The 26247-nt window shown below is 38.0% G+C and carries 24 protein-coding genes; 11 read left to right on the forward strand and 13 right to left on the reverse strand.

Features of this window, described 5'->3' with window-relative positions; translation table 11 throughout:
* Positions 1-12: 12 nt before the first annotated feature.
* The 10 genes from flgH to AC27E9_RS03665 all read left to right on the forward strand — a co-directional run bounded on the left by flgH (position 13) and on the right by AC27E9_RS03665 (position 13356).
* A complete protein-coding gene (flgH, locus tag AC27E9_RS03620) occupies positions 13-720 on the forward strand; it encodes a flagellar basal body L-ring protein FlgH (protein WP_487128277.1) in 708 nt (235 codons plus the stop codon).
* A gap of 11 nt (positions 721-731) precedes the next feature.
* Positions 732-1826 carry a flagellar basal body P-ring protein FlgI gene (locus AC27E9_RS03625; protein ID WP_487128279.1) on the forward strand — a complete coding sequence of 365 codons (1095 nt, stop codon included), beginning with the start codon at positions 732-734 and terminating at the stop codon, positions 1824-1826.
* Positions 1827-1855: 29 nt separating this feature from the next.
* Positions 1856-2848 (forward strand): flagellar assembly peptidoglycan hydrolase FlgJ, encoded by a 993-nt coding sequence (gene flgJ / locus AC27E9_RS03630; RefSeq protein ID WP_487127336.1) that lies wholly within the window; start codon positions 1856-1858, stop codon positions 2846-2848.
* Positions 2849-2901: 53 nt separating this feature from the next.
* The gene (gene flgK / locus AC27E9_RS03635) at positions 2902-4908 is read left to right on the forward strand and encodes a flagellar hook-associated protein FlgK (RefSeq protein WP_487127338.1); all 2007 of its coding nucleotides are present in this window, start codon (positions 2902-2904) and stop codon (positions 4906-4908) included.
* A gap of 8 nt (positions 4909-4916) precedes the next feature.
* Complete coding sequence (flgL, locus tag AC27E9_RS03640; RefSeq protein WP_487127340.1) at positions 4917-6122, forward strand: flagellar hook-associated protein FlgL; 1206 nt, start codon at positions 4917-4919, stop codon at positions 6120-6122.
* 286 nt (positions 6123-6408) lie between these two features.
* Entirely contained in the window at positions 6409-7587 is a 1179-nt protein-coding gene (locus tag AC27E9_RS03645) for a flagellin (protein WP_487127342.1), read from the forward strand.
* 383 nt (positions 7588-7970) lie between these two features.
* Positions 7971-9146 carry a flagellin gene (locus tag AC27E9_RS03650; RefSeq protein WP_487127344.1) on the forward strand — a complete coding sequence of 392 codons (1176 nt, stop codon included), beginning with the start codon at positions 7971-7973 and terminating at the stop codon, positions 9144-9146.
* Between the two features lie 125 nt (positions 9147-9271).
* Positions 9272-9700 (forward strand): flagellar protein FlaG, encoded by a 429-nt coding sequence (locus AC27E9_RS03655; protein ID WP_487127346.1) that lies wholly within the window; start codon positions 9272-9274, stop codon positions 9698-9700.
* Between the two features lie 61 nt (positions 9701-9761).
* The gene (gene fliD / locus AC27E9_RS03660) at positions 9762-11174 is read left to right on the forward strand and encodes a flagellar filament capping protein FliD (RefSeq protein ID WP_487127348.1); all 1413 of its coding nucleotides are present in this window, start codon (positions 9762-9764) and stop codon (positions 11172-11174) included.
* 157 nt (positions 11175-11331) lie between these two features.
* On the forward strand, positions 11332-13356 hold the full coding sequence (locus tag AC27E9_RS03665; RefSeq protein WP_487127350.1) for a motility associated factor glycosyltransferase family protein: 2025 nt from the start codon (positions 11332-11334) through the stop codon (positions 13354-13356).
* 119 nt (positions 13357-13475) lie between these two features.
* Here the strand turns inward: AC27E9_RS03665 and AC27E9_RS03670 are convergent, their stop codons facing one another.
* The 13 genes from AC27E9_RS03670 to AC27E9_RS03730 all read right to left on the reverse strand — a co-directional run bounded on the left by AC27E9_RS03670 (position 13476) and on the right by AC27E9_RS03730 (position 24338).
* Positions 13476-14039 (reverse strand): GNAT family N-acetyltransferase, encoded by a 564-nt coding sequence (locus AC27E9_RS03670; protein ID WP_487127352.1) that lies wholly within the window; start codon positions 14037-14039, stop codon positions 13476-13478.
* A gap of 28 nt (positions 14040-14067) precedes the next feature.
* Positions 14068-14742, reverse strand: coding sequence for a PIG-L deacetylase family protein (locus tag AC27E9_RS03675; protein ID WP_487127354.1), 675 nt, complete (start codon positions 14740-14742; stop codon positions 14068-14070).
* Positions 14735-15793, reverse strand: a complete 1059-nt coding sequence (gene pseI / locus AC27E9_RS03680; protein ID WP_487127356.1) for a pseudaminic acid synthase — start codon at positions 15791-15793, stop codon at positions 14735-14737. The genes AC27E9_RS03675 and pseI overlap by 8 nt, the downstream gene beginning before the upstream one ends.
* On the reverse strand, positions 15790-16494 hold the full coding sequence (locus AC27E9_RS03685; protein ID WP_487127358.1) for a formyl transferase: 705 nt from the start codon (positions 16492-16494) through the stop codon (positions 15790-15792). The genes pseI and AC27E9_RS03685 overlap by 4 nt, the downstream gene beginning before the upstream one ends.
* Positions 16494-18092 (reverse strand): UDP-2,4-diacetamido-2,4,6-trideoxy-beta-L-altropyranose hydrolase, encoded by a 1599-nt coding sequence (gene pseG, locus AC27E9_RS03690; protein ID WP_487127360.1) that lies wholly within the window; start codon positions 18090-18092, stop codon positions 16494-16496. Before pseG ends, AC27E9_RS03685 begins: the two co-directional genes overlap by 1 nt.
* On the reverse strand, positions 18092-19381 hold the full coding sequence (locus tag AC27E9_RS03695) for an aminotransferase class III-fold pyridoxal phosphate-dependent enzyme (RefSeq protein WP_487127362.1): 1290 nt from the start codon (positions 19379-19381) through the stop codon (positions 18092-18094). The genes pseG and AC27E9_RS03695 overlap by 1 nt, the downstream gene beginning before the upstream one ends.
* On the reverse strand, positions 19374-20141 hold the full coding sequence (locus tag AC27E9_RS03700; RefSeq protein WP_487127365.1) for a cytidylyltransferase domain-containing protein: 768 nt from the start codon (positions 20139-20141) through the stop codon (positions 19374-19376). Before AC27E9_RS03700 ends, AC27E9_RS03695 begins: the two co-directional genes overlap by 8 nt.
* 44 nt (positions 20142-20185) lie before the next feature.
* Entirely contained in the window at positions 20186-21064 is an 879-nt protein-coding gene (locus AC27E9_RS03705) for an aldo/keto reductase (RefSeq protein ID WP_487127367.1), read from the reverse strand.
* A 7-nt stretch (positions 21065-21071) separates the two neighbouring features.
* The gene (pseC, locus tag AC27E9_RS03710) at positions 21072-22226 is read right to left on the reverse strand and encodes a UDP-4-amino-4,6-dideoxy-N-acetyl-beta-L-altrosamine transaminase (RefSeq protein WP_487127369.1); all 1155 of its coding nucleotides are present in this window, start codon (positions 22224-22226) and stop codon (positions 21072-21074) included.
* Positions 22223-23224, reverse strand: coding sequence for a UDP-N-acetylglucosamine 4,6-dehydratase (inverting) (gene pseB / locus AC27E9_RS03715; protein ID WP_487127371.1), 1002 nt, complete (start codon positions 23222-23224; stop codon positions 22223-22225). The genes pseC and pseB overlap by 4 nt, the downstream gene beginning before the upstream one ends.
* 48 nt (positions 23225-23272) lie before the next feature.
* Positions 23273-23581: a flagellar protein FliT gene (locus tag AC27E9_RS03720; RefSeq protein ID WP_487127373.1), complete on the reverse strand. Its 309-nt coding sequence runs from the start codon at positions 23579-23581 to the stop codon at positions 23273-23275.
* A gap of 9 nt (positions 23582-23590) precedes the next feature.
* Positions 23591-23989 carry a flagellar export chaperone FliS gene (gene fliS, locus AC27E9_RS03725; RefSeq protein WP_487127375.1) on the reverse strand — a complete coding sequence of 133 codons (399 nt, stop codon included), beginning with the start codon at positions 23987-23989 and terminating at the stop codon, positions 23591-23593.
* Between the two features lie 64 nt (positions 23990-24053).
* The gene (locus AC27E9_RS03730) at positions 24054-24338 is read right to left on the reverse strand and encodes a hypothetical protein (protein WP_487127377.1); all 285 of its coding nucleotides are present in this window, start codon (positions 24336-24338) and stop codon (positions 24054-24056) included.
* A gap of 350 nt (positions 24339-24688) precedes the next feature.
* Here AC27E9_RS03730 and AC27E9_RS03735 point away from each other — a divergent pair, with 350 nt between their 5' ends.
* Positions 24689-26161 (forward strand): sigma-54 interaction domain-containing protein, encoded by a 1473-nt coding sequence (locus AC27E9_RS03735; RefSeq protein ID WP_487127379.1) that lies wholly within the window; start codon positions 24689-24691, stop codon positions 26159-26161.
* The last annotated feature ends 86 nt before the right edge of the window (positions 26162-26247 follow it).

Raw genomic sequence — 26247 nt, forward strand, 5'->3', positions numbered from 1 at the left:
AGGGAGCGGATGATGAAAAAACAAAATGCTTCGTTAAAAACAAGATGCCTAAGTGCAGGTGTTATTGCTTTGTTGATGAGTGCTTGTGCCAGTGTTGAGCAAGCAAAAACATTACCTGATGATCCTAATTTTGCGCCAATTCTGCCGGAAATGAATGATGAACCATTAGTACCTACGGGGTCATTATTTAAAGTTAATTACGTTAATAATATTTATTCTGATTCAAAAGCGCATCGAGTTGGCGATATTATTTCCGTTATTTTAAGCGAAAGTACGCAAGCGCAAAAAAATGCCAAAACTGAACTTTCCAAAGAAAATAGTGCCACGTTAAATCCAATTACTGGCTTTGGTGGAACTCCGGTCAATATCAAAAATAAATCAATACAGTTTGGTTACGCTCAAGGATCTGATTTTACAGGCGATTCAAAAGCAGATCAGGGTAATAGTTTATCTGGTAATATTTCTGTTCATGTATTAAGAGTACTTCCTAACGGTAATTTAATGATCCGTGGTGAAAAATGGATGACCTTAAATAATGGTGATGAATATATTCGCCTAACTGGCATTATTCGCTCACAAGACATCAGTTCAAGCAATACCATTACCTCGAGCAAGGTCGCGAATGCGCGTATTCAATATGCTGGTACTGGCGCGTTTGCTGACGCTCAAGAACAGGGTTGGTTATCAAAATTTTTCAGTAGTTCATGGTGGCCTTTATAAAGGAAAGTATGATGAAAAAATTAATATTTAGCCTATGTTGTTTGACATTATTAGCAATAAGTCCTGAGTCAAACGCACAACGAATTAAAGATTTAGCTGATGTTGCGGGTGTTCGAAGTAACCAGCTAATTGGTTATGGTTTAGTGGTTGGTTTACCCGGTACAGGTGAGCAAAGCCCGTTTACGGAGCAGAGCTTTAAAACCATGCTGAGTAATTTTGGTATTACTATGCCAACTAACTTAAAGCCAAAAATTAAAAACGTTGCCGCAGTGGCTGTACATGCGGAATTACCCGCTTTTTCTAAACCTGGGCAAAAAATTGATATTACGGTTTCTTCTATGGGCAGTGCGCAAAGTTTACGTGGTGGTACATTGTTACAAACTATATTAATGGGCTTAGATGGCAATGCCTATGCCGTTGCACAAGGTAGCCTAGTGGTCAGCGGTTTAGGTGCTGAAGGTTTAGATGGCTCAAAAGTTATTGCAAATACACCTACAGTAGGCCGAATTGCCAACGGTGCTATGGTTGAACGGGAAGTAATATCGCCATTTACATCTGGCGACCATATTACTTTTAATTTACACCGAGCAGACTTCACTACTGCTAAACGTTTATCAGATACCATCAATAATTTAATTGCTGGCTCTGCACGTGCGGTTGATGCTACGTCGGTAAAAGTTACTGCGCCTAGAGATGCCGCTGACAGGGTTAGTTTTTTAGCGACTTTAGAAAACCTTGAGTTTGAACCAGGCTCGCCATCGGCAAAAATTATTGTTAACTCACGCACTGGTACTATTGTTATTGGCGCCGATGTACGTTTATTGCCGGCGGCAATTACTCATGGCGGCATAACAGTGACGATTAATGAAATTGAAAATGTTTCTCAACCGAATGCTTTTGCTGAAGGTGAAACTGTTGCAACCACACAGTCAATTATCGATGTAAACCAAGACGATTCTCGGATGTTTGTTTTTGATCCAGGTGTTACGCTTGATGCATTAGTTCGTGCTATTAACCAAGTGGGAGCAGGTCCAGGTGATGTTATGGCAATTTTAGAAGCTTTAGATCAAGCAGGTGCACTGCGAGGAGACTTAGTCATCATTTGATATTGATTGAATAATGACTGGTATTAAAAATGACAACACGTATTGCTGACGCACAAAACTTCTTAGACATTAATGGCCTAAACTCGATTCGACAAGATGCGAAAACTGGTGATAAGGCGAGTAAAGAAGCTGCACTAGAGCAGGCTGCTAAACAGTTCGAAGCGATTTTTATGCAAATGCTAATGAAAAGCATGCGTAAAGCGCAAGAAGTTCTGGAGTCAGACAGCCCATTTAACTCTGAGTCAACTAAGTTTTATCGTGATATGCACGATCAGCAAATGTCATTGGAAATGTCGAATAACGGTTCATTAGGGCTATCTGAACTTATTGTTCGTCAACTCGGTGGAGACAGTGAAAATTACAAGCCTCATACCATTTTACGTTCAGACGGAAACTTAGATAGTCGCGGCAGTGTCCGGGTAACCCAAGGTTCTTTATTAACTAATAGAAATACTGTCAACGATCCGGCAACGGCTCAAGATCAAAGAGAGGATCGTCAAACAAATGGCTCTGATCTGGTAAAAATGGTTAGTCAACTACAAAGTCCAACATTTGAAAAGCCACAAGACTTTGTTAGTGCATTAACGGCAGATGCAAAACGTGTACAAAATAAAATTAATGTACCTTTTGAAGTTGTTATTGCTCAAGCCGCATTAGAAACCGGATGGGGTCAGAAGATTATTAAAACTGAAACTGGTAAAAGTTCTAATAACTTATTCAACATTAAGGCTGATAGTCGTTGGGCTGGCGAGAAAACACATAAAGAAACTTTAGAGTTTGAAAATGGCGCTATGGTGAAAAAGCGTGAGCCATTTAGGGTGTATGAGTCGATTGGGCAAAGTGTTAATGATTACTTAAATTTACTTACTGGCAGTGAGCGCTATCAAGGAGCATTAGAAAAATCTGAAAATGTGGAACAATTTCTGCATAACCTACAAAGTGCTGGTTATGCTACCGACCCAAATTACGCGAAAAAGATAATGGGAACACTTCGGACAGTAACTGGCTTATTAAATAAATAAGTTTAACCCAAAGTTTCACTACTGAAACCAAGGTTACTGTAGGAGTTTAGGTCATGTCGATTAATCTGTATCAAACTGGTGTTAGTGGTTTACTGTCCGCGCAACAACAGTTAGCTACGACAGGGCACAATATTGCTAATGTAAATACAGAAGGATATACCCGCCAACGCGCTGAACAAAATGCCGCTATTGGCAACGTAAACGGTGGTAACTACATTGGCTCGGGTACTTATGTGCAAGACATTACCCGTATCTATGATCAATTCTCCTACAAAGAACAACTATTAAATAAAAGTAATTTAGGTAATGCCAGCTCGATTAGTTTAGATCTTAATCAACTTAACCAGATTATGTCATTTTCTGGTGAAGCAATCGGTGGCTCTATAGATAGGCTATATCAAGCGGTAAATGGTATTGCTGATAATCCTAATGATATTGGTTTACGTAACATTGCCTTGAGTCAGGCAAGCGTTTTGGCAAACGATTTTAATAGTGTTAACGACAATTTAGATCAGCTGGAAAAATCGACAAATGGTGAAATCGAACAAATTGCCAGTAAGATTTCACAAATTTCAGTTGAATTGGCAAAAATGAATGATCAAATTCTACACAATAAAGACTTAACTTTAAGTGGTCAGCCTAACGATCTACTTGATAAGCGTGATCAACTGATCACTGAATTAGGGCAGTATACTTCAGTTAATACACTTCAAGATAGTAACGGTGTTATGACTGTCATGATTGGTAGCGGCACGACTTTAGTAGCCGGTATAACACCACTCACGGTTGGTGTGGAGGCAGGTAACCCTGATCCAATGCAAACGCAATTAAAGTTGGTTGGTCCAAATAGCACCGTTACATTAAACGGGGAAAAATTAGGCGGGGAAATTGCGGCTAAGTTCGAATATCGTGACGAACATCTCACAAAAGCCCGCAGTGAAATAAATCGTTTAGCGATGGCAGTATCGGAAACTTTAAATCAAGCGCAGTCGCAAGGATTAGATTTAAACGGTAAACAAGGCGCTAACATGTTTACTGATATTAATAGCACGCAACTGCAAAACTCACGAGTACTACCTTCGTCAAAAAACGCTGGCACAGTGCAGGCAGGTGTTGCAATCACTGATGTTTCATTAGTGCCAAGTAATGAGTTTACTGTTAAATATGATGGCACAGATTATATCATGACCAATGAGCTTGATGGTAGTGAGACAACCTTGGTGGAGTCTCCTGTTGGCTCAGGTGTATTCCCAACTACATTTGGTTTTGACTTTACCGTTAATACAGGCACTCCAAGTGCTGACGATACATTCAAAATTCGCCCAACTGAAAACAGCGCAGCATTAATGAGCGTGACCCTCTCTGACCCTAAAGGTATAGCAGCAAGTTCGGCAATTGAAGTCGCTACCGATGACAATAATGTCAGTACTGGTACAGTAAATATTACTAATATATTAGATCCCGAACTTGCTAGATCATTTACCAACGGCACCAATGCAAATTTAACGGTTGATGTTTATGAAAGTGCGCCGGGTACTTTTGACTATCGTATTTATGATGCGGCTAATCCGCCACCGGCACCAACTTTAGCTACTGGCAGTTTTGCCGCTGGCGCAACAGCCCTTATTGATATGCCACCAGCATCGACGCCACCGGCTTTTCAAATTGAAATTGGTGGAACTCCTACCGGTCAAGGAGCACTTGCTCGTGAGAAGTTTGCCATTTCTGATGCTTTCGGTTCAGGTAACGGTAGTAATGCTGCATTTATGGCTTCAACACAAGAGCAAAAAATTCTTGGTGGGGGTAAACAAACCTTTAGCCAAGCACTGGCCAATACAACTGCTGAAGTTGGCTCAAATGCGAATTCAGCGGAAGTTGTCGCTGATACTGCGCAGTCATTGTTTACGCAGGCATTTAACCGTAATCAATCTAAATCAGGAGTTAACCTCGATGAAGAAGCGGCTAATATGCTGAAGTATCAACAAGCTTACCAAGCATCATCACAAATCATTTCAGTGGCAAATACCATATTTGATACGCTGTTATCAGTGGCTAGATAGGATTTATTATGCGCATTTCTACAGCACAGTTTTATATTCAGAATGGTTTGCAGATGTCTAATCAGCAGGCTGGTGTTAATGAACAAGTTAATTATATATCAAGTGGTAAGCGGGTAATAACGGCTAAAGATGATGCCGTAGCTTATGGCACATTAGCGGGTTATAAGAATGACCTCGCTAATATTGAAAAATACCAACGTAATATTACCCAAGCGGAAAACCACAACAGTTTAATTGATACCTCATTAGCTAATGCTGAAGGTATTATGAATGAATTGAAAGATTTAATGCTACAAGCTAATAATGGTGTTTATTCAGATGATGACTTGAAGTCTATTGCGCAGCAAGCCAGACACAGTTTAGAGCAAGTGTTAGATATTGCTAATGGTCAAAATGAAACAGGAGGTTATGTATTTTCCGGTTATCAGGTTGATGACGCACCGTTTGTTTTACAGGCGGATAACTCGGTAAATTATCGTGGAGATAATGGCGTACGAGAGCTGCAAATAGGTAAGAATGTTACAATTGCTACCAATCAAAGTGGTGAAGAAGTTTTTCAGAAAGTTCCAAATGCCATTGGTGACTTCTCGCCAACATATAATACCAACACTTCAGGTATTGCCGTTGAAAGCGCCGTAATAGCAGACCCGAGTGTATACAACAGTGCGGTAAACCCACCGGACTTTACTTTTAACTTTACTACTGCGACAGATCTTAGTATTACCGATGGTGCTGGAAATGTAACTAACATTACCGGTTATGTGCCAGGGCAAACCATTGCCTTCAATGGTATTGAGGTAAAATTGAGCGGCAACCCATTGCCGGGCGATAACTTTTCTTTGACGCCTGATCAGGAAGTCAGTGTGTTTGAAACCATGAAGTCGGCAATTGATTGGATTGAAAATAAATCCAGTGCAGGAGAAGATCCGCAAGTACAGGTTGATTTTAACCAAACACTTGAACAGTTAAGTGATGCCATGAATCACCTAACTTCACGTCGCGCGCAATCGGGCATTAATCTGCAAGTTATTGAGCGTCAAAAAAGTAACCATTTGGACTCTGAGTTGCATTTAGAGTCGTCTCGTTCGTCAATTGAAGATTTAGACTTTGCCAAAGCGATCTCAACCTATGAGCAATCAAAGGTCGCGTTACAGGCTGCCCAGCAAACATTTACCCAAGTTCAGGGGTTAAATTTATTTAATTATATTCGTTGATGTTTTTGGCGCACATTTTGCTTTGCTCTAGATGCGTTAAAAAAGTACCACCAGAGGAGACCCTTAAAATTTATGAGGGCTGGTGAAAATAAAGCTCCATTTTAATCGAGCTACTTTAAACAGAACAGAGGCTTCAGTTAGCTATCTTTAATGGAAAGAAAGTCACTTAAAGTAATTAACTAATAGCGAGCTTCTAATAACAAAGCGTTAACGTCCGGTTTATGGACAACGCTACAACAACACATAAACAGGCGTTAACACCAGTTAACACATTAGGAGTTTTATTATGGCTTTGTCAGTAAATACCAATATATCTTCGTTAAATGCTCAACGTAATTTAACTAAATCAGGCGATGGGCTTGCGACATCAATGCAACGTTTATCATCCGGTATGCGTATCAATAGTGCAAAAGATGATGCTGCGGGTTTGCAAATATCTAATCGATTAACTTCGCAAATATCGGGTTTAGGTGTTGCTCAACGTAATGCTAATGATGGTATTTCAATGGCGCAAACCGCTGAAGGTGCGATGCAAGAATCAACGAATATTTTACAACGTATGCGTGAATTGTCGTTGCAATCTGCTAATGGTTCAAACTCTTCAGAAGACCGCGCAGCACTGCAAAAAGAAGTTGCGGCATTGCAAACTGAATTAACTCGTATAGCTGAAACAACATCATTTGGTGGTCAAAACCTTCTTGACGGTACTTTTGGCACTAAGGCCTTCCAGGTAGGGGCTAATTCAGGTGAAACGATTTCGGTTGGCTTAAAGGACATTAGTGCCGATGAGCTAGGAACTACATCTCGAAATGCAATATCTGCAGGTGAGGTTACGGCGGCTCAACTTTCTACTGCTGAAATTGGCAATGGTGGCACCATGTCGATTTCATACGTTACCAGTACAGGAGCGAACCCGAAAACGATTGAAGTAGATATGAGTGCAGTTACTGCAACAGGTGCCACAACTGATATGGATTCAATGGACTCTGCATTAAATGCCGCGCTAAATGGTATCGGTGTTTCAGCTCACGGTGGTGTGCTTTCAGGCTCAATGGTAACTTCAACGGCAGCCCTGACAATAAACTTAACTGATACTTCAGGCACTGCAACAACGGGTACAGCGGGTGCTTCTGTTACAGCTGCAGCTATAACACATGTCGAAGACATAAATATTGCGGATCAAATTGGTTCTGGTGTTGCTGTCGAAATTATAGATAATGCATTAGCCGAAATTAGTGATAGCCGAGCAAACTTAGGTGCTATTCAAAATAGATTTAGCCACACAATAAATAACCTAGCAAATGTTGAAGAGAACGTATCTGCCTCGCGTAGCCGTATTCAAGATACCGACTTTGCTAATGAAACTGCAATGATGACGAAAAATCAGATATTGCAACAAGCAGGCACTTCAATCTTGTCTCAAGCTAACCAAGTCCCTCAAGCTGCATTAAGCTTGTTAGGTTAACGTTTAAAGAGAAGTTCATTAAAGGTTAATTACAAGTATCAAAAAGCTGAATAATTTATTATTCGGCTTTTTTGTTATCCTCACATTGCATTTATTCTAGGAAATGATTAAGTCGTTTAGATATTTCTATCACAGAGCGTTAGGTCTGCTTTCCTCGATGAAAAATGCCTGCCTGGCCATTGGTTAATGGTCTAAGTTTACTCTCCATTTTCAAAGCATAGTTCACCTTGTTTTATTTATTATTAATAAATATTCAAAAAAAGATTAAAGTTAATTTTTATGCTGCCGTTAATGTGTGTAGAACGGGGACTTGATGCATTACTGATAGTTCCAAATTTAATAACTAATTAGCGCTTCATATATTTGTAAGCAGGAGTTTTATTATGGCTTTATCAGTAAATACCAATATCTCATCATTAAATGCTCAACGTAACTTAACGAAATCAGGTGATGGACTTGCTACATCAATGCAACGTTTATCGTCTGGTATGCGTATCAATAGTGCAAAAGATGATGCGGCAGGCTTACAAATTTCAGACCGTTTAACTTCACAAATAAATGGTTTAGGTGTTGCTCAACGTAATGCTAATGATGGTATTTCAATGGCACAAACTGCTGAAGGTGCAATGCAAGAGTCTACTAATATTTTGCAGCGTATGCGTGAATTATCATTACAATCAGCTAACGGCTCAAACTCTTCAGAAGACCGTGAAGCACTGCAAAAAGAAGTATCTCAACTTCAAACTGAATTAACTCGAATTGCTGAAACAACGTCATTCGGTGGTCAGAACTTATTAGATGGTAGTTTCGGAACTAAAGCCTTCCAAGTAGGTTCAGATTCAGGTGAAACTATTTCTGTAGGTTTAAAAGATATCAGCGCTGACAAAATTGGTGATACTGATACACATGCAATTAGTGCTGGTGAAGTTACAGCTGCACAGCTTTCAACTGCAGAGATTGGTAATGGCGGAACAATGTCTATTTCTTATTTATCTAGTACCGGTGCTACAGCACAAGTCATTGAAGTTGATTTGAGTGCTGTGACTGCAACTGGTGCTACAACAGACATGGATACTATGGACTCTGCATTAAATGCAGCGCTTAATGGTTTAGGCGTTTCATCACACGGTGGCGTACTTTCGGGTTCTATGGTTAGCTCAACAGCGGCCTTGACAATTAACTTGACTGATACTGCTGGTGCAGCAACAACCGGTACAGCTGGTGCTTCAGTAACTGCTGCTGCAACTAACCAGGTTGATGATATTGATATTAGTTCTTCAATCGGCTCAAGCGCAGCGGTAAGAACAATTGATAACGCTTTAGCTGAAATTAACGAAAGTCGAGCTAACTTAGGTGCGATTCAAAATAGATTTGGTCATACAATTAATAACTTAGCGAACGTTGAAGAGAATGTATCAGCGTCACGAAGCCGAATTCAAGATACAGATTTTGCTGCTGAAACGGCCATGATGACTAAGAACCAAATCTTACAACAAGCAGGTACTTCAATTCTTGCTCAGTCTAATCAATTACCTCAAGCAGCTTTAAGCTTAATTTAGTCAAAATTAGGTAATCGATTAATATCGATAAGCAATAAAGGGAGGGGTGGTAGCACGCTTTCCTTTTTTGCGTTTAAATTAGACTTAAATTTTTATTTAATTTTAAATTAATTAAGGGGTCGATCATGAGTGTTGAATTAACAACAGTAGCAATAGATACCTTGCCTGCAAAACAGTTAAACAGTCAGGCGAATAATGATCAACAAACGATAAATAAGTCTGCGCAAGTCAATGCAGATAATAAGTTAGTTGAAGCTAAAGAAAGTGTAGATATTGAAGGTCTCAATAATCTAAGAAAAAATGAAACTCAAGACGAAAGTAGAGAAATGTCGAGGCCTCAGCTTGAAAAAGTGGCTGAACAATTGCATGAGTTTATCGGGCAAATGAATCGCGGATTAGAGTTTTCTGTTGATAAGGACTCTGGGCGTGATGTGATTAAGGTATTAGACAAAACTTCTGGAGAGCTGATTAAGCAATATCCTACAGAAGAAGTACTATCTTTAGTGGCAAAACTTTCTGAAGCGACAGGAAATTTTGTTGACTCTAAGGTCTAGTTGCACTTAAATCAAAGTTAGAGAAGCATCGATTCTTATTTCAAAGTAACTGAGTATTATTATGATAACATTTCAAGGGCTAGGCTCTGGTGTACAAGTGGGCGAAATTGTTGACGCGATAGTTAACGCGGAAAAAGTGCCATTTGAATCACGTATGAATCAGCAAGCTGCATTGATTAATGCCGATATCTCGGCAGTAGGCTCGCTCAAGTCTGCTCTAGAAAAAGTACAAGAATCTATTTCCGATTTAGCTGATATTGATAAATACCAGCAACGCTCGACGAGTGAAGACGATGAGTTTATATCCTTAGAATCAAGTAAAGATGCAAGTGTCGGCTCTTACTCCGTTAAAGTTGACGCTCTCGCTGCTTCGCACAAATTGCTTTCTACAGGCATAGACAGTGAAGAAGCTGTTGGCGAAGGTACTCTCAGCATAAGCTCAGGAACCAACAGTTTCGATGTAGCTGTTTCAGATTCCGCGACATTAAGTAATATTCGCGATGCTATAAATGATGCAGAAGATAATGACTCAGTAGTCGCAACTATTATTACTGACGACAATGGTCAACACTTAGTATTGAGTAGCAAAGAAACGGGTACAGACAACGAAATAAAAATAGTTGTAGATGATGCTGACACAAATGACTTAGACACTTCAGGATTATCTCGATTAGCTTATGATCCTGATATTGCCTCACCTACTTACGCCGTAAATTTGACTGAAGTTAACGCTGCGGCCGACGCGCAAATCACGATAGATGGCACTTTAGTGGTAACAAATAGTACAAATGAATTTAAAAATGTCATTGATGGGATAGATATCACTGCGAAGAAAGCGCAAGGTGTAGATGATGACCAGAGTCAAGTGAAAGTCAGTGAAGATAATAGCAGTATTAAAGAGATGCTTGATACATTTGTTACTGCTTACAACGAACTTGTCGACTTAAACGAGAACTATAGTAAGGTTGGTGACGGTAATAGTGGTATTTTATCAGGGGATTCTTTATTACGAGGTGTAATGTCCAAATTACGTAATGAATTGAGTTCAAACTTTACATATGGCACTGATGGTGAGGCTTCGTTAGCAACACTTGGGATAGAGACAGATCGTTACGGTAAATTGAGTCTTGATAGTGATAAATTAAATGATGAAATTACAGACAACGTTAATAATGTACAGCAATTTTTTGTTGGCACTGACAGTGACTCTGGCTTTGCTGGTCAGGTTGATGACTTGCTAAATTTTTACACAGAATCTGATGGTATAATTCAAGGACGCCTAGATAGTAAAGATACTCAGTTAAGCCGAATTGACGATGATAGAGCTAATTTTTCCAGAAAAATGGATGCACTTGAAGCTAGATTATCTGCTCAATACAATAGCATGGACTTGTTAGTTAACAATTTAAATGCAACAAGCAGTTATCTTAGCGCGCAATTAAACAATATGCCTGGAGTGGTTAGGCAGTCATAATTTTATCTCTGGCGCATTTATTGCTTTATACTTAGTGTATGTTTTATTATTTTGATAAAGGCGCCAAAAATATACCGTAACTAAGTCAATGTTATAGCCTCTAGAAAACTCTTCTAAACAGCGCTTTTCTTATTTTCTTTTATTCCTTGGAGCAATAATGTCTGATACCGCACCTTTTAGCCTAGAAAAAATGATTTTATCGGCGACCCTTCAAGCTAATCTAGATACCTTAAAGGTATATGTTCCAGCGCTTTATCAGCAATTTAAAAATTATATTCCCCAAAATACTTGGGTTGTTATCGATGATAATGGTAACCCCAATTTATTTAACAATGATAAATGTGTATATGAAAAAGGTGCGCGAGAATTTTGCCGTGAACAAGTAGCGCAGTTTATTCAAAAGCCAGAGGTTTATGGCGTTGATATACCTATTGAAGCGGAGCATGTTGGCCGTTGGGAACACACTCGGGTATTAAGTGCTATCAGTGAAAGAAGGAAAGCAGAGAACCCTATAAGATACCGACATTACATGAACGAAGAGCGACTAGATTTATTATTTATGTTAGGTGCTGGTTTAGGCTTTCAAATCGAGGAACTCTTTAATCAAAAAAAAATTCAAAACTTATTGTTATGTGAACCTTCTAACGATGTATTTTATGCGATGCTACATTGTTTAGAATTAAAGCCCATTATTGAAAGTTGTAAGGCTTTGGGGGGGACTGTTTCCTTTACTGTAGGCGGCGGAGCTCTAGATCCTGTTAGCGCAATAAGTCAGTTTTTTCAAAGTCATGGTCACTGCCATATAGCACGCTTTTATACTTTTAAACATTATAACAGTGTGACAAATGACGAAACAATAACGCACTTGAAACAGCTCGGTTATCGTTTGCTATTTGGTTGGGGGTTTATGGAGGATGAAGTAGTTGGGTTAAAGCACACTTTACTCAACCTTCAATCTGGCTACAAAGTATGTAAGGTCAAAACAGAGTTTATTAATAATAGCCCTAATAGACCTGTGTTTATTGCTGCCAATGGCCCCTCTCTCGATTATTCAATGGATTTTTTACGGGAAAATCAAGATAAAATAATTATTATCAGCTGTGGTACAACGTTAAAGGCATTGTTGAAAAACAACGTAACGCCAGATATTCATGTTGAAATGGAGCGCACAAAATATCTAATTGAATATGTGGAAGCTATTGAAAAGCAGCAGGAGCGCTCTTCAGTCAAGCTAAAAGATATTCAGTTAGTGGCTTTGAACACGGTCCATCCTGGAATATTGGCTAAGTTTAAATCACCATTGCTGCTTGTTAAAAATGCTGATGTTGGCGGTGTTTTTCTCCAGTCACTTGATAAGCAGGGTTTATATTCAATAACTCAGTACCCTAACCCGACTTGTGTTAACGCGGCGATGGAATTGGTTACATTGTTAGACTTTAAAGAAGTATTTTTAGTAGGCACAGACTTTGGCTATGTATCAAAAGATAAGCATCATTCTAAAGATAGTGTTTATTATGATAATGACTTTGATGCTAAAGAAAGCGTAGATGCGCAAATGACTGACGAATTATCGCGTAAAGGTAACTTTAGAGACTCTGTAAATACAAACGCTATATTTGATTCGACAAGAATTAACTTGGAGTTTTTATTATCAAAAAATCCAGGTGTGAATGTATACAATACCGCCGACGGTATTGAGATACAGTTGACGGAGCCTAGAAAAATTGAAGATATTAACCTCTCAGAAGAGCAGAATAGTAAGCAAGATTTTTTAAACGATTTACTTTCTAATGCATTTGATAACCAGCAGTTAGGGTCGGGTAATATTGTTCAGGCGATGAAAGAAAATTCTCATGTACTTAAAGTAACGTTAGAACAATTTATTTTAAAAATGGACAAAAAAGTAAATTCTAGAGAAGAACTTGCCGATATATTCTCAGAACAATATAAGTTATTAAGAGAACTTTATAAGCGCAATGAATATAAATTTAACTACTGGCTCATTCAAGGAACGTTTAGATATTATCAATCAATGATTATGAGTCATAGTTACCTTTATGGTGATTTAAATACCAGAAATGATTTTATGAATTATTGCTTAAAGGAGTTTAAAGATCATTTGAATTTTTTATATCAAAACTTTATAACAACCTATAATAGCGACTTAAAAAGTACAATTTGATCGTTACTATAAAGCTAGCGAGTTAGATTGGTTACGCTATAAGTAAGTTATTACGATTAGCGTAACTTCAACAGCCGTATAACCTCATTATTGATCGTGTTGAGAACGCTTTTCAGCTGTTAGGAGACAATAATTTTTGGCAGCATCTGTAATTGTTGCTCAAAAAAGCATACTTTAACAAGATCACAGGGCTTGTCATTTATTAAGTGATGATCAGTTAGTACGCAGTCTTCAACGTAACCTGAATTAATAAACGCAAAAGTACTGCCTTTGTTAGGCTTGTATGCGCCGGCAGATAACTTCCTTAACTTTAGTTTTTCAATGCTATAACGGGTAATTAACTGTATAGCTTGTTTTGCTATACCTTTGCCCCACGAGTTTTTATCACCAATAAATAAACTCACTTCACCAATATTATGTCTGTTGTTAATTGCTCCCACTTTAATATTACCAATATGCTGATTATTACCTGTTAATCGTATGGTGAATAAGTGTTCATTTGGGTTAGTGATTACATCACGAATAAAACTCGCTATTGTTGATAAGGTTTGCTGTTGAAATCGAGTTTCCAAATATTGATTAACAAGTGGGTCGTTAAGCCAACTTACATATTCTTCATTAGCATCTTGCTCACTAATACTCTGTAAATATATTGTTGATAGCTTTGGGCTAATTATTTTCATCTAATTCGTTTCTTATCTTATAGCTAGGCTAGCTTTCTAGCATTCGTTCAACATGAAAAGCTTCTGCTTTTTTAAAGCCATAATTAGCTCCTCGAAGAACGGCTTGTGCTTCAATACATGCAAGACTGCGACTATGAGGGAAAGGGCGAAGTTCTTCATGATAACATTGTAACGCTTGAAGTTTTTTATCCCAAAAATCATCTATGTTTACTATGTATTGTGGAACAAAAGCTGGTTGTGATGACGAATTCCATTCGGTACTGGAAAGTACTTCGAAAGCGAAAATATTTTTTACACTTGACCCTACTTGTGGCCTACATGCCGTTATAACGGCATTATGGGTAAGGCGATGATCTACGTTTAAATCATGAGCAAAATGAGTATAAATGGTCTTAGGTTTTACTTTTTCAACGATGGATTCAACGGCCTTAACAATATCTATTAACGGGACCGTATCCATGGCGTTATCTGGAAAATTAAAAGAATATATGTCTGTAATACCTAATATTTTCATTGCATGATTTGTGGAAGAGTTTCGTTGATCAATGTTATTACTTGATACTTGTTTTCTCGACGAAACTCCGTCAGTCATAAAAATAACACTCACCTGATCGCCGTTTGAAATATGCTTGGCTATGGTACCGCCACAGCCTAACGTTTCATCGTCTGCGTGTGCAGAAACCACTAGAATATCATTATTCATTAGTAAACAACTCCCAAGAAACTGCCGTTCCGCGCTTTACGGCTTGAGTAGCTTTTTGCCCTAAGACTTTTGATAAGTATTTTGGAGCTAAACCATAGCCAGGTCTAATACGTTTTATATGCTGCTCGGTGATAGTTTCACCTTGGTTGATATCTTGAACAAAATATAATGAACGTCTAAATTTTATATTTTCCTCTTCAACAGGTTTTCTATCGTAGCTGGCGTTGCCAATCGCTTGATATGCGATATTTGTTTCTTTGATTAAAGTGTCTAATTCATTAGGCTCAATAGAAAACTCACTATCGGGACCTTTTTTACTACGATCAAGCGTAAAGTGCTTCTCAATTAATGAAGCTCCCAGGGCTACAGACGTGACAGAAACTGCAGTACCTAGGGTATGATCAGATAAACCAGAAATTACATCAAACCGTTTAGCTAAATCATTTATGGTTGCTAAATTTGACTGCTCTGCTGGTGCTGGGTAAGCGCTGATACAATGTAAGACTACTAATTCCTTACAGCCGTTTTCTCTTGCTATTTTTATTGCTTCTTCTATTTCTTCTATATTGGCCATACCTGTCGACATTATCATAGGCTTACCCGTTTTAGCGATGTACTTTATTAAAGGCAAGTCAGTTAATTCGAATGAAGCGACTTTGTATGCTGGAGCACCCAACGACTCTAGAAGGTCAACGGCACTTTCATCGAATGGTGTCGAAAATAACGTTACACCAAGTTCTTTCGCTCTGGCGAATAAAGGCTTATGCCATTCAAAGGGAGTTTGCGCCCATTTATATAAGTCATATAAATTATAACCATGCCATAAACCGCCCGATATTTGAAAGTCTTCGTTGTTGCAATCAATAGTCATAGTGTCTGGGGTATAACTCTGCATTTTAATTGCGTCAACACCTAACTTAGCAGCTACCTCTAGGGTTTTAAGTGCAGTGTCTATATTGCCGTTATGGTTAGCCGATATTTCAGCAATGATATAGGGCTTAAAGTCGGCACCAATTTTTCGCCCCGCAATTTCTATATACTTGTTTTTCATTTTTGGTTTGCATCTCTGGTTATTATTTTGGCTTGAGTTATTAGCTCATTATCAGCTGTTAGTGTTGCATCACTAAATGTTATTGAAACATCACCATGATTAATAAATGCCTTTGGGTAGGTATCGGCATCTAACATGCGAATGAAATCATAGGTGTCTCGTATAGACAAATTATTTGGGAGTTTGCTTTGAGCGGGTAGTCTACGCTTGAATTCTATAATTGCCCCATTCTGAGGTATTGGGCATGGCTCTATATCGACGATCAAGCGAATCATGTCAAAAATTTTCTTTGAGCAATTAGCAAATATACTTTGAGCACTTCCACTTAGAGAAAGTGGAACCTTTAGATAAATAGGGCCTGTATCTAAGGTCTCCTCCATTCTAAGAGCTGAAATTTTTGTTTCGGTATTTCCTCTTAAAATTAAGTTTTGTAAAGGGCTCCCACCTCTGCCATAGGGCAAATCTGTCATATGAAAACATACACAATCAAACGCTGTCAGCACTGGTTCTGGAACCAACCATGACCAGTGAGGGAAAAATATATATCGTGGATTCAGGGCGGTTAAGGTGTCAATTGTGAGTGACTCTGGTGTCGTGAATAAATGCCAATTTCCAGGCAGATCTTTGATATAAAGATTAAAGTTCTCTATATTCCAATCTTTTATTGTTGCTACGACATAGTTGTTTTCATTGGTGCTCATTAACTCAATTTCCCAATTACTTTAGGCCGAAGGCAATATTCTTCTGAATTCACTTTAGTAAATTTAGCTTGCGTAAATAGTCGATGTGACGACTTGTTGTCAATATTAACAAACGCATTAAATACCTGTTGAGGGTACATTTCAATTATTTTTGCTAAAGCGGTTGCAGCAACTTTTTGTCCTTGAAATTCGGGATCAACTAATATTGATATTTCAAATTCGTTATTATTAACTTTATCTAACCGCACCATACCAACAGGGTGGTTACATTTATGTATGATAAAAATATGTCGGTTACTATCAGTGATTACCTTATTAAACCAGGAACAGTGCTCGTTATATTCAACAGGCTTTGGGCTTCTAAAGTATTGCCTTATTTTAGTATCTGATTGCCATTTAAATATAGTATCAACATCTTTCTTTGTTGCTTGTGCTAGGCTAATTTTATGTACAGAGAATAATTCTGAAAAAGCCTGCTGATACAACCGCTCAGGCCCTTTTCCATCGCAACAGTTAAAGCACTGTTGCACCATAGATTGATAAGTATTAATAATACCATTTGTTTCTTGCTCAATCGTTTTAGGTAAAAGGTTGATAAAGGCATCATGAATGACAGTTTCATTAACGCTACCGCTTTCACCTAAGTTAATAATAGCGCCTTGTTGTTGTAAAGACTGGCTAACCAGCTTTTGATTGTCAGCGGTTTCTATGGACAAAGTTGGCAGCCCTAAACAACAGCGTTCCCAAGCGGTACCGCCGCTAGCGCCAATGGCAATATCAGCTTTTAGCATTAGCTCAGACATATTTTGACTATCGAGCTCTAATGTTAACCAAGGGTGCTTGCAAATTAAGTTTGTAATGCTTTGAATGTGGCTTGATTGACTCGCAAGAACGATAGTCGCGGAAAATGAATTATTCGTTGAATATAGCGTGATGAGCGCTTTAATGGCTATTTCACTGATATTATTTGGATCAAAGCCACCAAGGCTGATAAGTACATGAAAATTAGTAGGTAGTGATATTAGTTGCAGGCGTTTATCTTTTGCACTTCCTCTTCGAGAAATAAACTCATCGCGTAATAAAGTATAATTTACCCCCGTTAGTATTTGGCAGCTTTTTGGAGTTAAATTTTGGTAATCAATATTCCCTCTTAATAATGTTTGATCTAAAAGAATATCACAATCATATTCTCTGTTTGCGAGATCGTCTATTACCATGAGTTTTTTGCATGCTGATCGCATTAATCGTTGCCAGTCTTTATCAATAGCGTAGTGATCAACAATTATCAGATCAAAATATGTAGGAATATTATCAATGCAAAGTTGAGCATCTTGCTCTTGAGTTCTTCCTAGCCACGAGTTTGTATCAGCAGGCTTTATTGGCAATGGACCGACGGGCAAAGTAATTACTTGATAGCCATGTTCTTTTATAAACGTATTCAAATTCCCGTTGTGGGAAACGGAAATGAAAGTTATCTCTGTTTCAATATTTTTTGATCTGTGAATAGAAGATACGTAATGGGCTAAGGTCAAACAACGCATTACATGTCCTTTACCCATGATAATGGATGCATCAGCTCTGAAAGCGATCTTAAACATTATCGTACCTTAAAAACGGGCGTTAATAATTCGCCTTTAAATTGGGTGGTAAAATCTTCTTTAATGACTGTTTCAGCCAATATAGCTAATACTTGCCGGTAAGCAGTAAGTAAGGCATCTATATCGCTATTTTTATGGGCATAATTTAAATTATGTCCACCGCCTAATAAAAAGCCACGTTGCGCCATTTCTTGTAAAAATAACGATTTCAACTCTATCGCACTATAGACGCCATATTCTCCGATATTTAAAAATGACCACACAGGATGACCTGTTACGTTAAGCCATTGTTGTGCTTGCATATCATTAATAATTTCATGTAAGCCAGATTGCAGCTTTTCTCCCATTAGTTCTATATGTTCAACTACATTGTTTTCTAACATGAAGTTTAATGTGGCGTTGGTTGCCGCAAGTGATAATGTTTCGCCTGCAAACGTGCCTGAGAAAAAAATATCCTCCATCAATGCCATAATAGCTTTCCGGCCAACGACGGCTGAAATAGGGTAACCATTTGCCATACCTTTACCGAAAGTAGCTAAATCAGGTGTTACGTTAAACAGTTGTTGTGCGCCGCCCATGCTATAACGAAAGCCTGTAATGGTTTCGTCAAAAATAAGAATGGCACCATGTTTCTCGCATAATACTTTTACTTTCTGAAGAAAGTCACTCTCAGGGAAGTGAGTATTCATTGGTTCTAAAATTACTGCGGCAATATGGTCAGTATTTTGTGAGAATATTTTCTCCAATGAGGAAATATCATTGTATTTAAAAGTGTGGGTGAGCTCTTTCGTCGCTTTTGGTACTCCTAAATCTCGACTAGTCGAGCCAATGTACCAGTCTTGCCAACCATGGTACCCACATACAGCTACATGTTCTTTTTGTGTATAGGCTCGTGCTAAACGAATTGCAGCCGACGTTGCGTCGCTGCCATTTTTGCCAAAGCGCACCATTTCTGCGCAAGGAATAAGCTCAACTAATTTTTCGGCGACAATCATTTCCAGCTGATGAGGCAAAGAAAACGTCACGCCTGATTTTATTTGTTCAATAACGGCATCATCGACCGCTTTATTACAATAACCAAGAGATACTGATAATAGTCCACTGACAAAGTCAGTATATTGGTTGTTGTCAGCATCCCACACTTGGCAGCCTTGCCCGCGTTTAATAAATAAAGGGGACACTTTGTTAGGATAGGCAATGCGACTTTTGCTAAAGGTTTGTGAACCTAACGGTATAGTTTTTTCTGCACGCTCAAGGCATGCATTAGAGAGAGAGAATTTTTTAGACATAACCTTGCTCTTTATCGATTCTTTGTGATTTTAATAGGCCTTCATTTCGACTAAATGCTTGATTAATTTTACGCAGTTCAGGGTGCATTGCTAAATACTCTATAATGTCGTTCAAATTAAATGATTCATTTGAGGGGTATAAACCTTGATATATTTTTTCTACAAAATCAAAGTCTTCTTGCTCATCAACCGTCCATCTCTGTGAGGAAAGATCACATGTATGTAAATAAGAACCACAGTTAAACTGCTTTGGGTTGTTTCTAATAAATGGTGTTACATGTTCAAGCTCTGACGGTTTAACTGCTTGTGACCATGCTGACGCTAATGCTTTGGATTTGATTACTTCAACATCTAAACCATCGGGGAAGGTAGCAGGCTCACAATTACTGGTATAATCAAAACCCTCAGCTTGGTGTAAAGCTATTACCTCATCGACAATATTGGCATCAATTAAAGGGCAGTCACCTGTAAGCCTTACAATACTTTCACATGGGTAGCGCTGACTTGCTTGGTAAAACCGCTCTAAAACGTTGTCTAAGTCACCTCTAAAGCATTCCACTTTCATGGTATTACATAATTTAGCTATAGCGTCATCAGTTGCATGGTTACTTGTGAGAACAATGATGAGATCGACATTAATTACCTGCTGCAAACGGGCTACTTGATGGGCTAGCATCGGGACACCCAAAATTGGTTTAAGCACTTTATTGGGTAAACGATTTGAGCTCATTCTTGCTTGTAGCATTATATTTGTTGTCATACTTGTTGCCATATTTATAGATCGCTTAAGCGTTTTTTAAGAGCCTATCTTTGTATCGGCCAATTGCTTGGGTTAATTAGTGCTTCATCGTTACAAGCAAGTTGAGCTAACAGCTCTTTATGTCCAACCGCTAGCTTTTTTGCTAAATGGTAATGTGTGATTATTTGTTCTAGTTGTTGGACAGAACAACATCCTACCACCGCTTTATTGATAAATGATGTAGCGTGGATTATCGATAACGCTAGGGTTAGCGGTTGGCAATTAAGTTGTTCACATAAAGTAGAAAAGTTAGTTAAAAAATGCTTAAAAGGTTGAAAGTACTCAGTTAACTTATCAATCGGCATTAATAGTAAACCTTGCAAAAATATCGACCGTACATGCACTTCAATATTCTTGCTTATTAATTGTTGTTGCAATTTTGGTTGGATAAAGCGTTGATCTAAACAGTTTAATGGCAGCTGCACTATATCGATTGAGTACGATGAAATTATATCGACAAGCTGTTGTGGTGAATAAACAGATACACCAATTTGGTTGATTTTTTTTTGTAGTTTTAATGCATTTACAGAACTATAATGCTGTTGACCTAATACTCCATATAAATCACTTGCGTCATGAAACATTAATGCCTGTAAATCTTTAGTTTTCAAGCGAGATAAACTATTTGCGAGAATACTTTTAATACTTAATGACTCGTTCGCTAAAGAAGGTATTTTGGTTACTAAAGCAAAGTTGTTTCCAGCTTTTAATTGCCCTAGCACATCTTCACTATCACCGTATGCTGCAGCTGTGTCTAGTGTTGTTATGCCGTGACGCATTGCAGTTTCTAAAATAGCATTAACTTCAGAAGCGGCAACTTTTCCTTGTTGATTACTTATGCCGTAATTCAACCCAAATTGCACAGTACCTAAGGCAAGCTTCATCTCACGCTCACTCAATTAAGCGTTTGAGAGTGCTTATTACTTTTTGTTGTTCTTTTGCTGTTAACCCTGGATGTAAGGGCAGAGATATTGCCCGCTGATAATAATTTTCCGCGACTGGAAAATCTCCAGCATTAAAGCCCAAAGCTTTGTAATAAGGCTGTATATGAATAGGAATGTAATGTAAATGACCGCAAATACCATTTTCTCTAAGTTGGCAAATGACAGTTTTATGATTTTGCATAGCATCAGCTGGCAATAGTACAATATATAAATGATACGAAGATGAGCTTTCCTTAGCTGGAATGAGTGGTGTTATTTGTGTATTTTCAAATGCATCATTATATACTTTGGCTAATGTATTTCTTTTTAGCACAAATTCATCAAGTCTATTTAATTGACTTAGGCCAAGCGCAGCTTGCAAGTCAGTCATGCGATAGTTAAATCCTAATGAAATTTGTTGGTAATACCAAGGGCCATGACTTTCCTCTGTCATCATGGCTGGATCTGAGGTGATACCGTGGCTGCGAAGTAACTTCATTTTTTCAGCCAAGTCATCGCGATTAGTCAAAGCTAACCCACCTTCAGCTGTTGTAATTATTTTTACAGGGTGAAAGCTAAATATTGTGATGTCAGAGTATTTACCACTGCCGACAGGCTGCTCTAGGTATTTTGCGCCAACAGCATGAGAAGCATCTTCAATTAGAGCGACACCATATATATCAGCAAGCTTTTTTATTTCAGCCATAGGGCAAGATTGCCCGGCAAGATGAACAACAATAATGACCTTAGGTAACGTATTTTCCCGTTTTGCATTCTCCAGTTTCGTTGATAATGCTTTTACAGAAATATTTGCACTATTGGTATCAATATCGACAAAATCGATATTAGCACCGCAATATAATGCGCAGTTGGCTGATGCAACAAAAGATATGGGAGATGTCCATACGCTATCGTCTTTAGTAACCCCTAATGCTAAACAAGCAATATGAAGTGCCGATGTTGCACTATTTGTCGCTATGGCGTGTGCGGAACCGCAGTAATTGGCCATTGCTTGTTCAAACTCAGGAACCTTTGCTCCTTGTGTAATAAAATCAGACCGAAGTACTTCTATTACGGCTGTTATATCTTCTTCAGAAATACTTTGTTTTCCATATGGGATCATTCCATAGCCTCAAAATTAAAGACTTTAATTTGTTCTATGGACATGTAGTTGGAATTACTGAACGAGTTATATTCATGGCCATCTTCAACTGCTTTACCTTGTTCGTTCAAAGCGTTTTGGGTGAAATCATTACTACGGCTACTAAACTGTATCGCAGGTGCAATGACAAAGTGATCAGAATACTCATAAGTACTATAACAAATTTCGCCAGGGCACATAACTTCGTGTAATTTCTCTCCAGGGCGAATACCAACAATCTTTTGTTCTAATTCGGGGGCCATTGCGCTGGCCAAATCGGTGATTTTGATGGATGGTATTTTAGGAACAAAAATTTCACCACCTAACATGCGTTGAAAATTCTTTAATACAAAGTCAACACCAGCTTGAAGTGATATCCAAAAGCGAGTCATTTCGCTGTGAGTGATAGGTAAGTGGTCAGCGCCATCATTTATTAGTTGTTGAAAAAATGGTACTACTGAACCACGAGAACCGACAACATTACCATAACGTACAACTGAAAATAACGTTTTATAACCGCCACTCATATTATTGGCAGCAACAAAAAGTTTATCAGAAACTAGTTTTGTTGCCCCGTACAGGTTTATTGGATTTGCTGCTTTATCTGTTGATAGTGCGATGACTTTCTCAACATTGTTAGCTAGCGCTGCATTAATAACATTTTCAGCACCATTGATATTAGTTTTTATGCATTCCATAGGGTTATATTCAGCTGCGGGAACTTGCTTTAAGGCAGCTGCATGAATAACAAAATCGACCCCATTCATAGCTTGAATTAATCGTTCTTTATCTCTTACATCACCTATAAAATAACGCATACAAGGTGCATTATAGACTTGTTGCATTTCAAATTGTTTTAGCTCATCTCGAGAATAAATAATAAGGCGTTTAGGTGAGTAACGTTCTAGCAATGTTTTTACATATAATTTTCCAAATGAACCTGTACCGCCAGTAATTAATATGCTTTTATTGTCAAACATAACCAATAAATTCCTTCAAGTATTTAATGCGATAAAGATAACAATAAATCATACGCTTTTATATGCTTTGGAGACTTTATTCTTATTTCTAAAGCCTAAAAGTTCTTTTTTTACCAGATTCTTTCGTTCTTCAACGTGGCTGGTTAATTGTTGATCTAATATTTTGATTTTATTTAGTAATTCGTCTTCATTGACTAGCTCAACTCTATCAACCGATTCAAAAAGTACTTTTATCTGCTCGTATCTATCAGCTTCAAGTTGATTTAACAGCTCTACGTCAAGATCATCAGCTTTTAATAAGGCTAATTCGCTATGAGACAATTGAATTATATTGTTTAATCTTTGCTTTACGGTCATAAGCTTTTGTTAAAAACTAACTTTTACTTGTTCTTCCAAAGGAATAGCATCCCAGCCGGATTTTATTGGAATTAAGATTTGAGCCACTTCATTGAGTTTTTCAATATCATTATTTGTACTAGCCTCAAGTAATTGCTCTGAGCAAAAAAGATAAAGAGATGCTAGGTTAGATGATATTTCACCGCCTTGTTCAAAATCAAGAGAGCCTTCTAAGACGTTAATTATAGCGATGGCATTTGATAACTCCGTTCCTTTCTTCGCATAGTCTTTTTGAGATATTGCGCCTTTAGCCGTGGCAATGTTGTCTAACAGCTTTTGAAATAGCATTGCTACTAGTTGATACGGTGAGGCTTCTTGTGCGGTACTTTTATTAACCTGTTGGTATTTCTTTAATGACGCATGTGTCATAAATATCTCCAAATTCAAGACAGTAATTTAATTATACTTAATTTATAAAAATGAGCGCAATAAATTACACTAATGGTTGATTATTGATCGTGACAGCAAAGCCTTCACTTTTTGCTTTTTCATAAGCTGACACCAATACCGCATGTTGAATATTACTTGGATCTTCAACAATACCATTATTAGTTACTTCAATATTATCCCAGCCTCGGGTTACTAAGTACTCTTCAATTTGAGAAAGTTGATCTTCCAGTGGCATATCACGTGAGAACATATTGAACTCGTGTCTGTCGCCTTTTTTAAAGCTAGCATTTTCTTTCATCAGTTCGGCACTGCCGTTAATAATTAACATCGAGGTTGTCCTATTTAAATCAATTTCGATAGATAATCCTGACAAGCTTAATTCATGCCAATTATTAAGTAAAAGTGGTATTTAAATTTATTTGATTTAAATACAGTAGGTTAAGTGGCTATTTTGATAGCATTAATTAAACGTACTATTAGTGGAATATGATCCTGCTACTTTTTTGACGTACGAAAATTCAGAGATAATTTTACTTATTTGTATAGGAAAATATCTGCCTTATCTTCTATTATTTATACTGACAAAAAAATGACAAAGGCGTCAATTTTTTGTTGATTAATCATCTCAGCAAGTTAATATGGCTGCACTTAAAGAAATTAATGATTTATTAGGGAATTATGCAAGGGCAAAAACATATTCTAGTGGTCGATAATGATGCCGCAAGACGTCATCAAATAGAGACGGTTTTAGCGTTTGTTGGTGAACATTTTTTCGTTTTCTCTGAAGATGAAGTTGATAAGCATTTAGCTGAAATTCCAAATATTCTTACGATTATTCTAAGTGGCAATGTTTCTGCTAAGCTGCAAGACATTATTCGAGCACATCCAGCTTGCCCTTTTATTTACCATGATCTTGTCGACAAAGGTGCTGTTAAAGGTTTTGCTAATATTATTGGTGAGTTATCGATCCCGCTAAATTATGCGCAATTGACAGAACTTGTTCATAACAGCCACCAATATCACAATAAACTACCTTCTAAGCATAAAGTTAGTGGCCCTAACCCATTATTTCGTTCTTTAGTTGGCACCAGTGAACCAATGCAACAAGTTCGATTTTTAATTGAACAGGTAGCCAGTACCGCTGCTAATGTTTTAATTTTAGGTGAGTCAGGCACAGGTAAAGAAGTAGTGGCTCGTAATATTCATAATTTATCCGATCGTAATAAATCCCCTTTTGTGCCGGTAAATTGTGGCGCTATTCCACCTGACTTACTGGAAAGTGAATTGTTTGGTCATGAGAAAGGTGCGTTTACTGGGGCTATTTCAACTCGTAAAGGTCGTTTTGAAATGGCTGAGGGCGGCACACTGTTTCTTGATGAAATTGGTGATATGCCACAACCTATGCAGGTTAAATTGTTACGTGTATTACAAGAGCGCACATTTGAGCGCGTCGGTGGTGCTAAAAGTATCAAAGCCAATGTGCGTATTGTGGCAGCAACACATCAACACTTAGAGGAAATGATCAAAACAAATCAATTCCGTGAAGATTTGTATTATCGATTAAATGTGTTTCCCATTGAAACGCCTGCTTTAAGAGAGCGTAAAGAAGATATTCCATTACTATTGCAGGAATTAATTTCGCGCTTTTCAGCAGAGCAAGGGCAGTCGGTTCGCTTTACCGATAAAGCGATTGAGTCACTACAAGAGCACCCTTGGGCTGGTAATGTGCGAGAGTTGTCTAACTTAATTGAACGTATGATCATCATGTATGGCGAACAAGTGGTTAATGTTGGTCAGCTTCCGCTCAAGTATCGCCATTTAGATGTTGATGAGTTTCAGCCTGAATACCCAGAAGAATTGCAAGAGCGGGAAGCAATTAATGAATTATTTGCTGGCTTCGATTATGAAGACGAAGATGATGAAATTAATGAAACAAGCGAGCAAGCAATCTCTTCAGGTAATACCGTTGATATTCTTCCTGCTGACGGGTTAAATTTAAAAGAATATTTGGCAGATCTTGAAGTTAATTTAATTAACCAAGCGTTAGATAAGAATGATTGGGTAGTTGCACGCTCGGCAGAGTTATTAGGTATGCGTCGTACTACCTTGGTTGAGAAAATGCGTAAGTATAGTTTACAAAGAGAAAGTTAACTCATTAGCACAACGTTAAAGCAACCGTTGTGCTAATCATTTATTTATCACAAAAAACACATAGTTTTATTCTCTTATTTTTGTTT

This window comes from Colwellia meonggei, assembly GCF_057537295.1.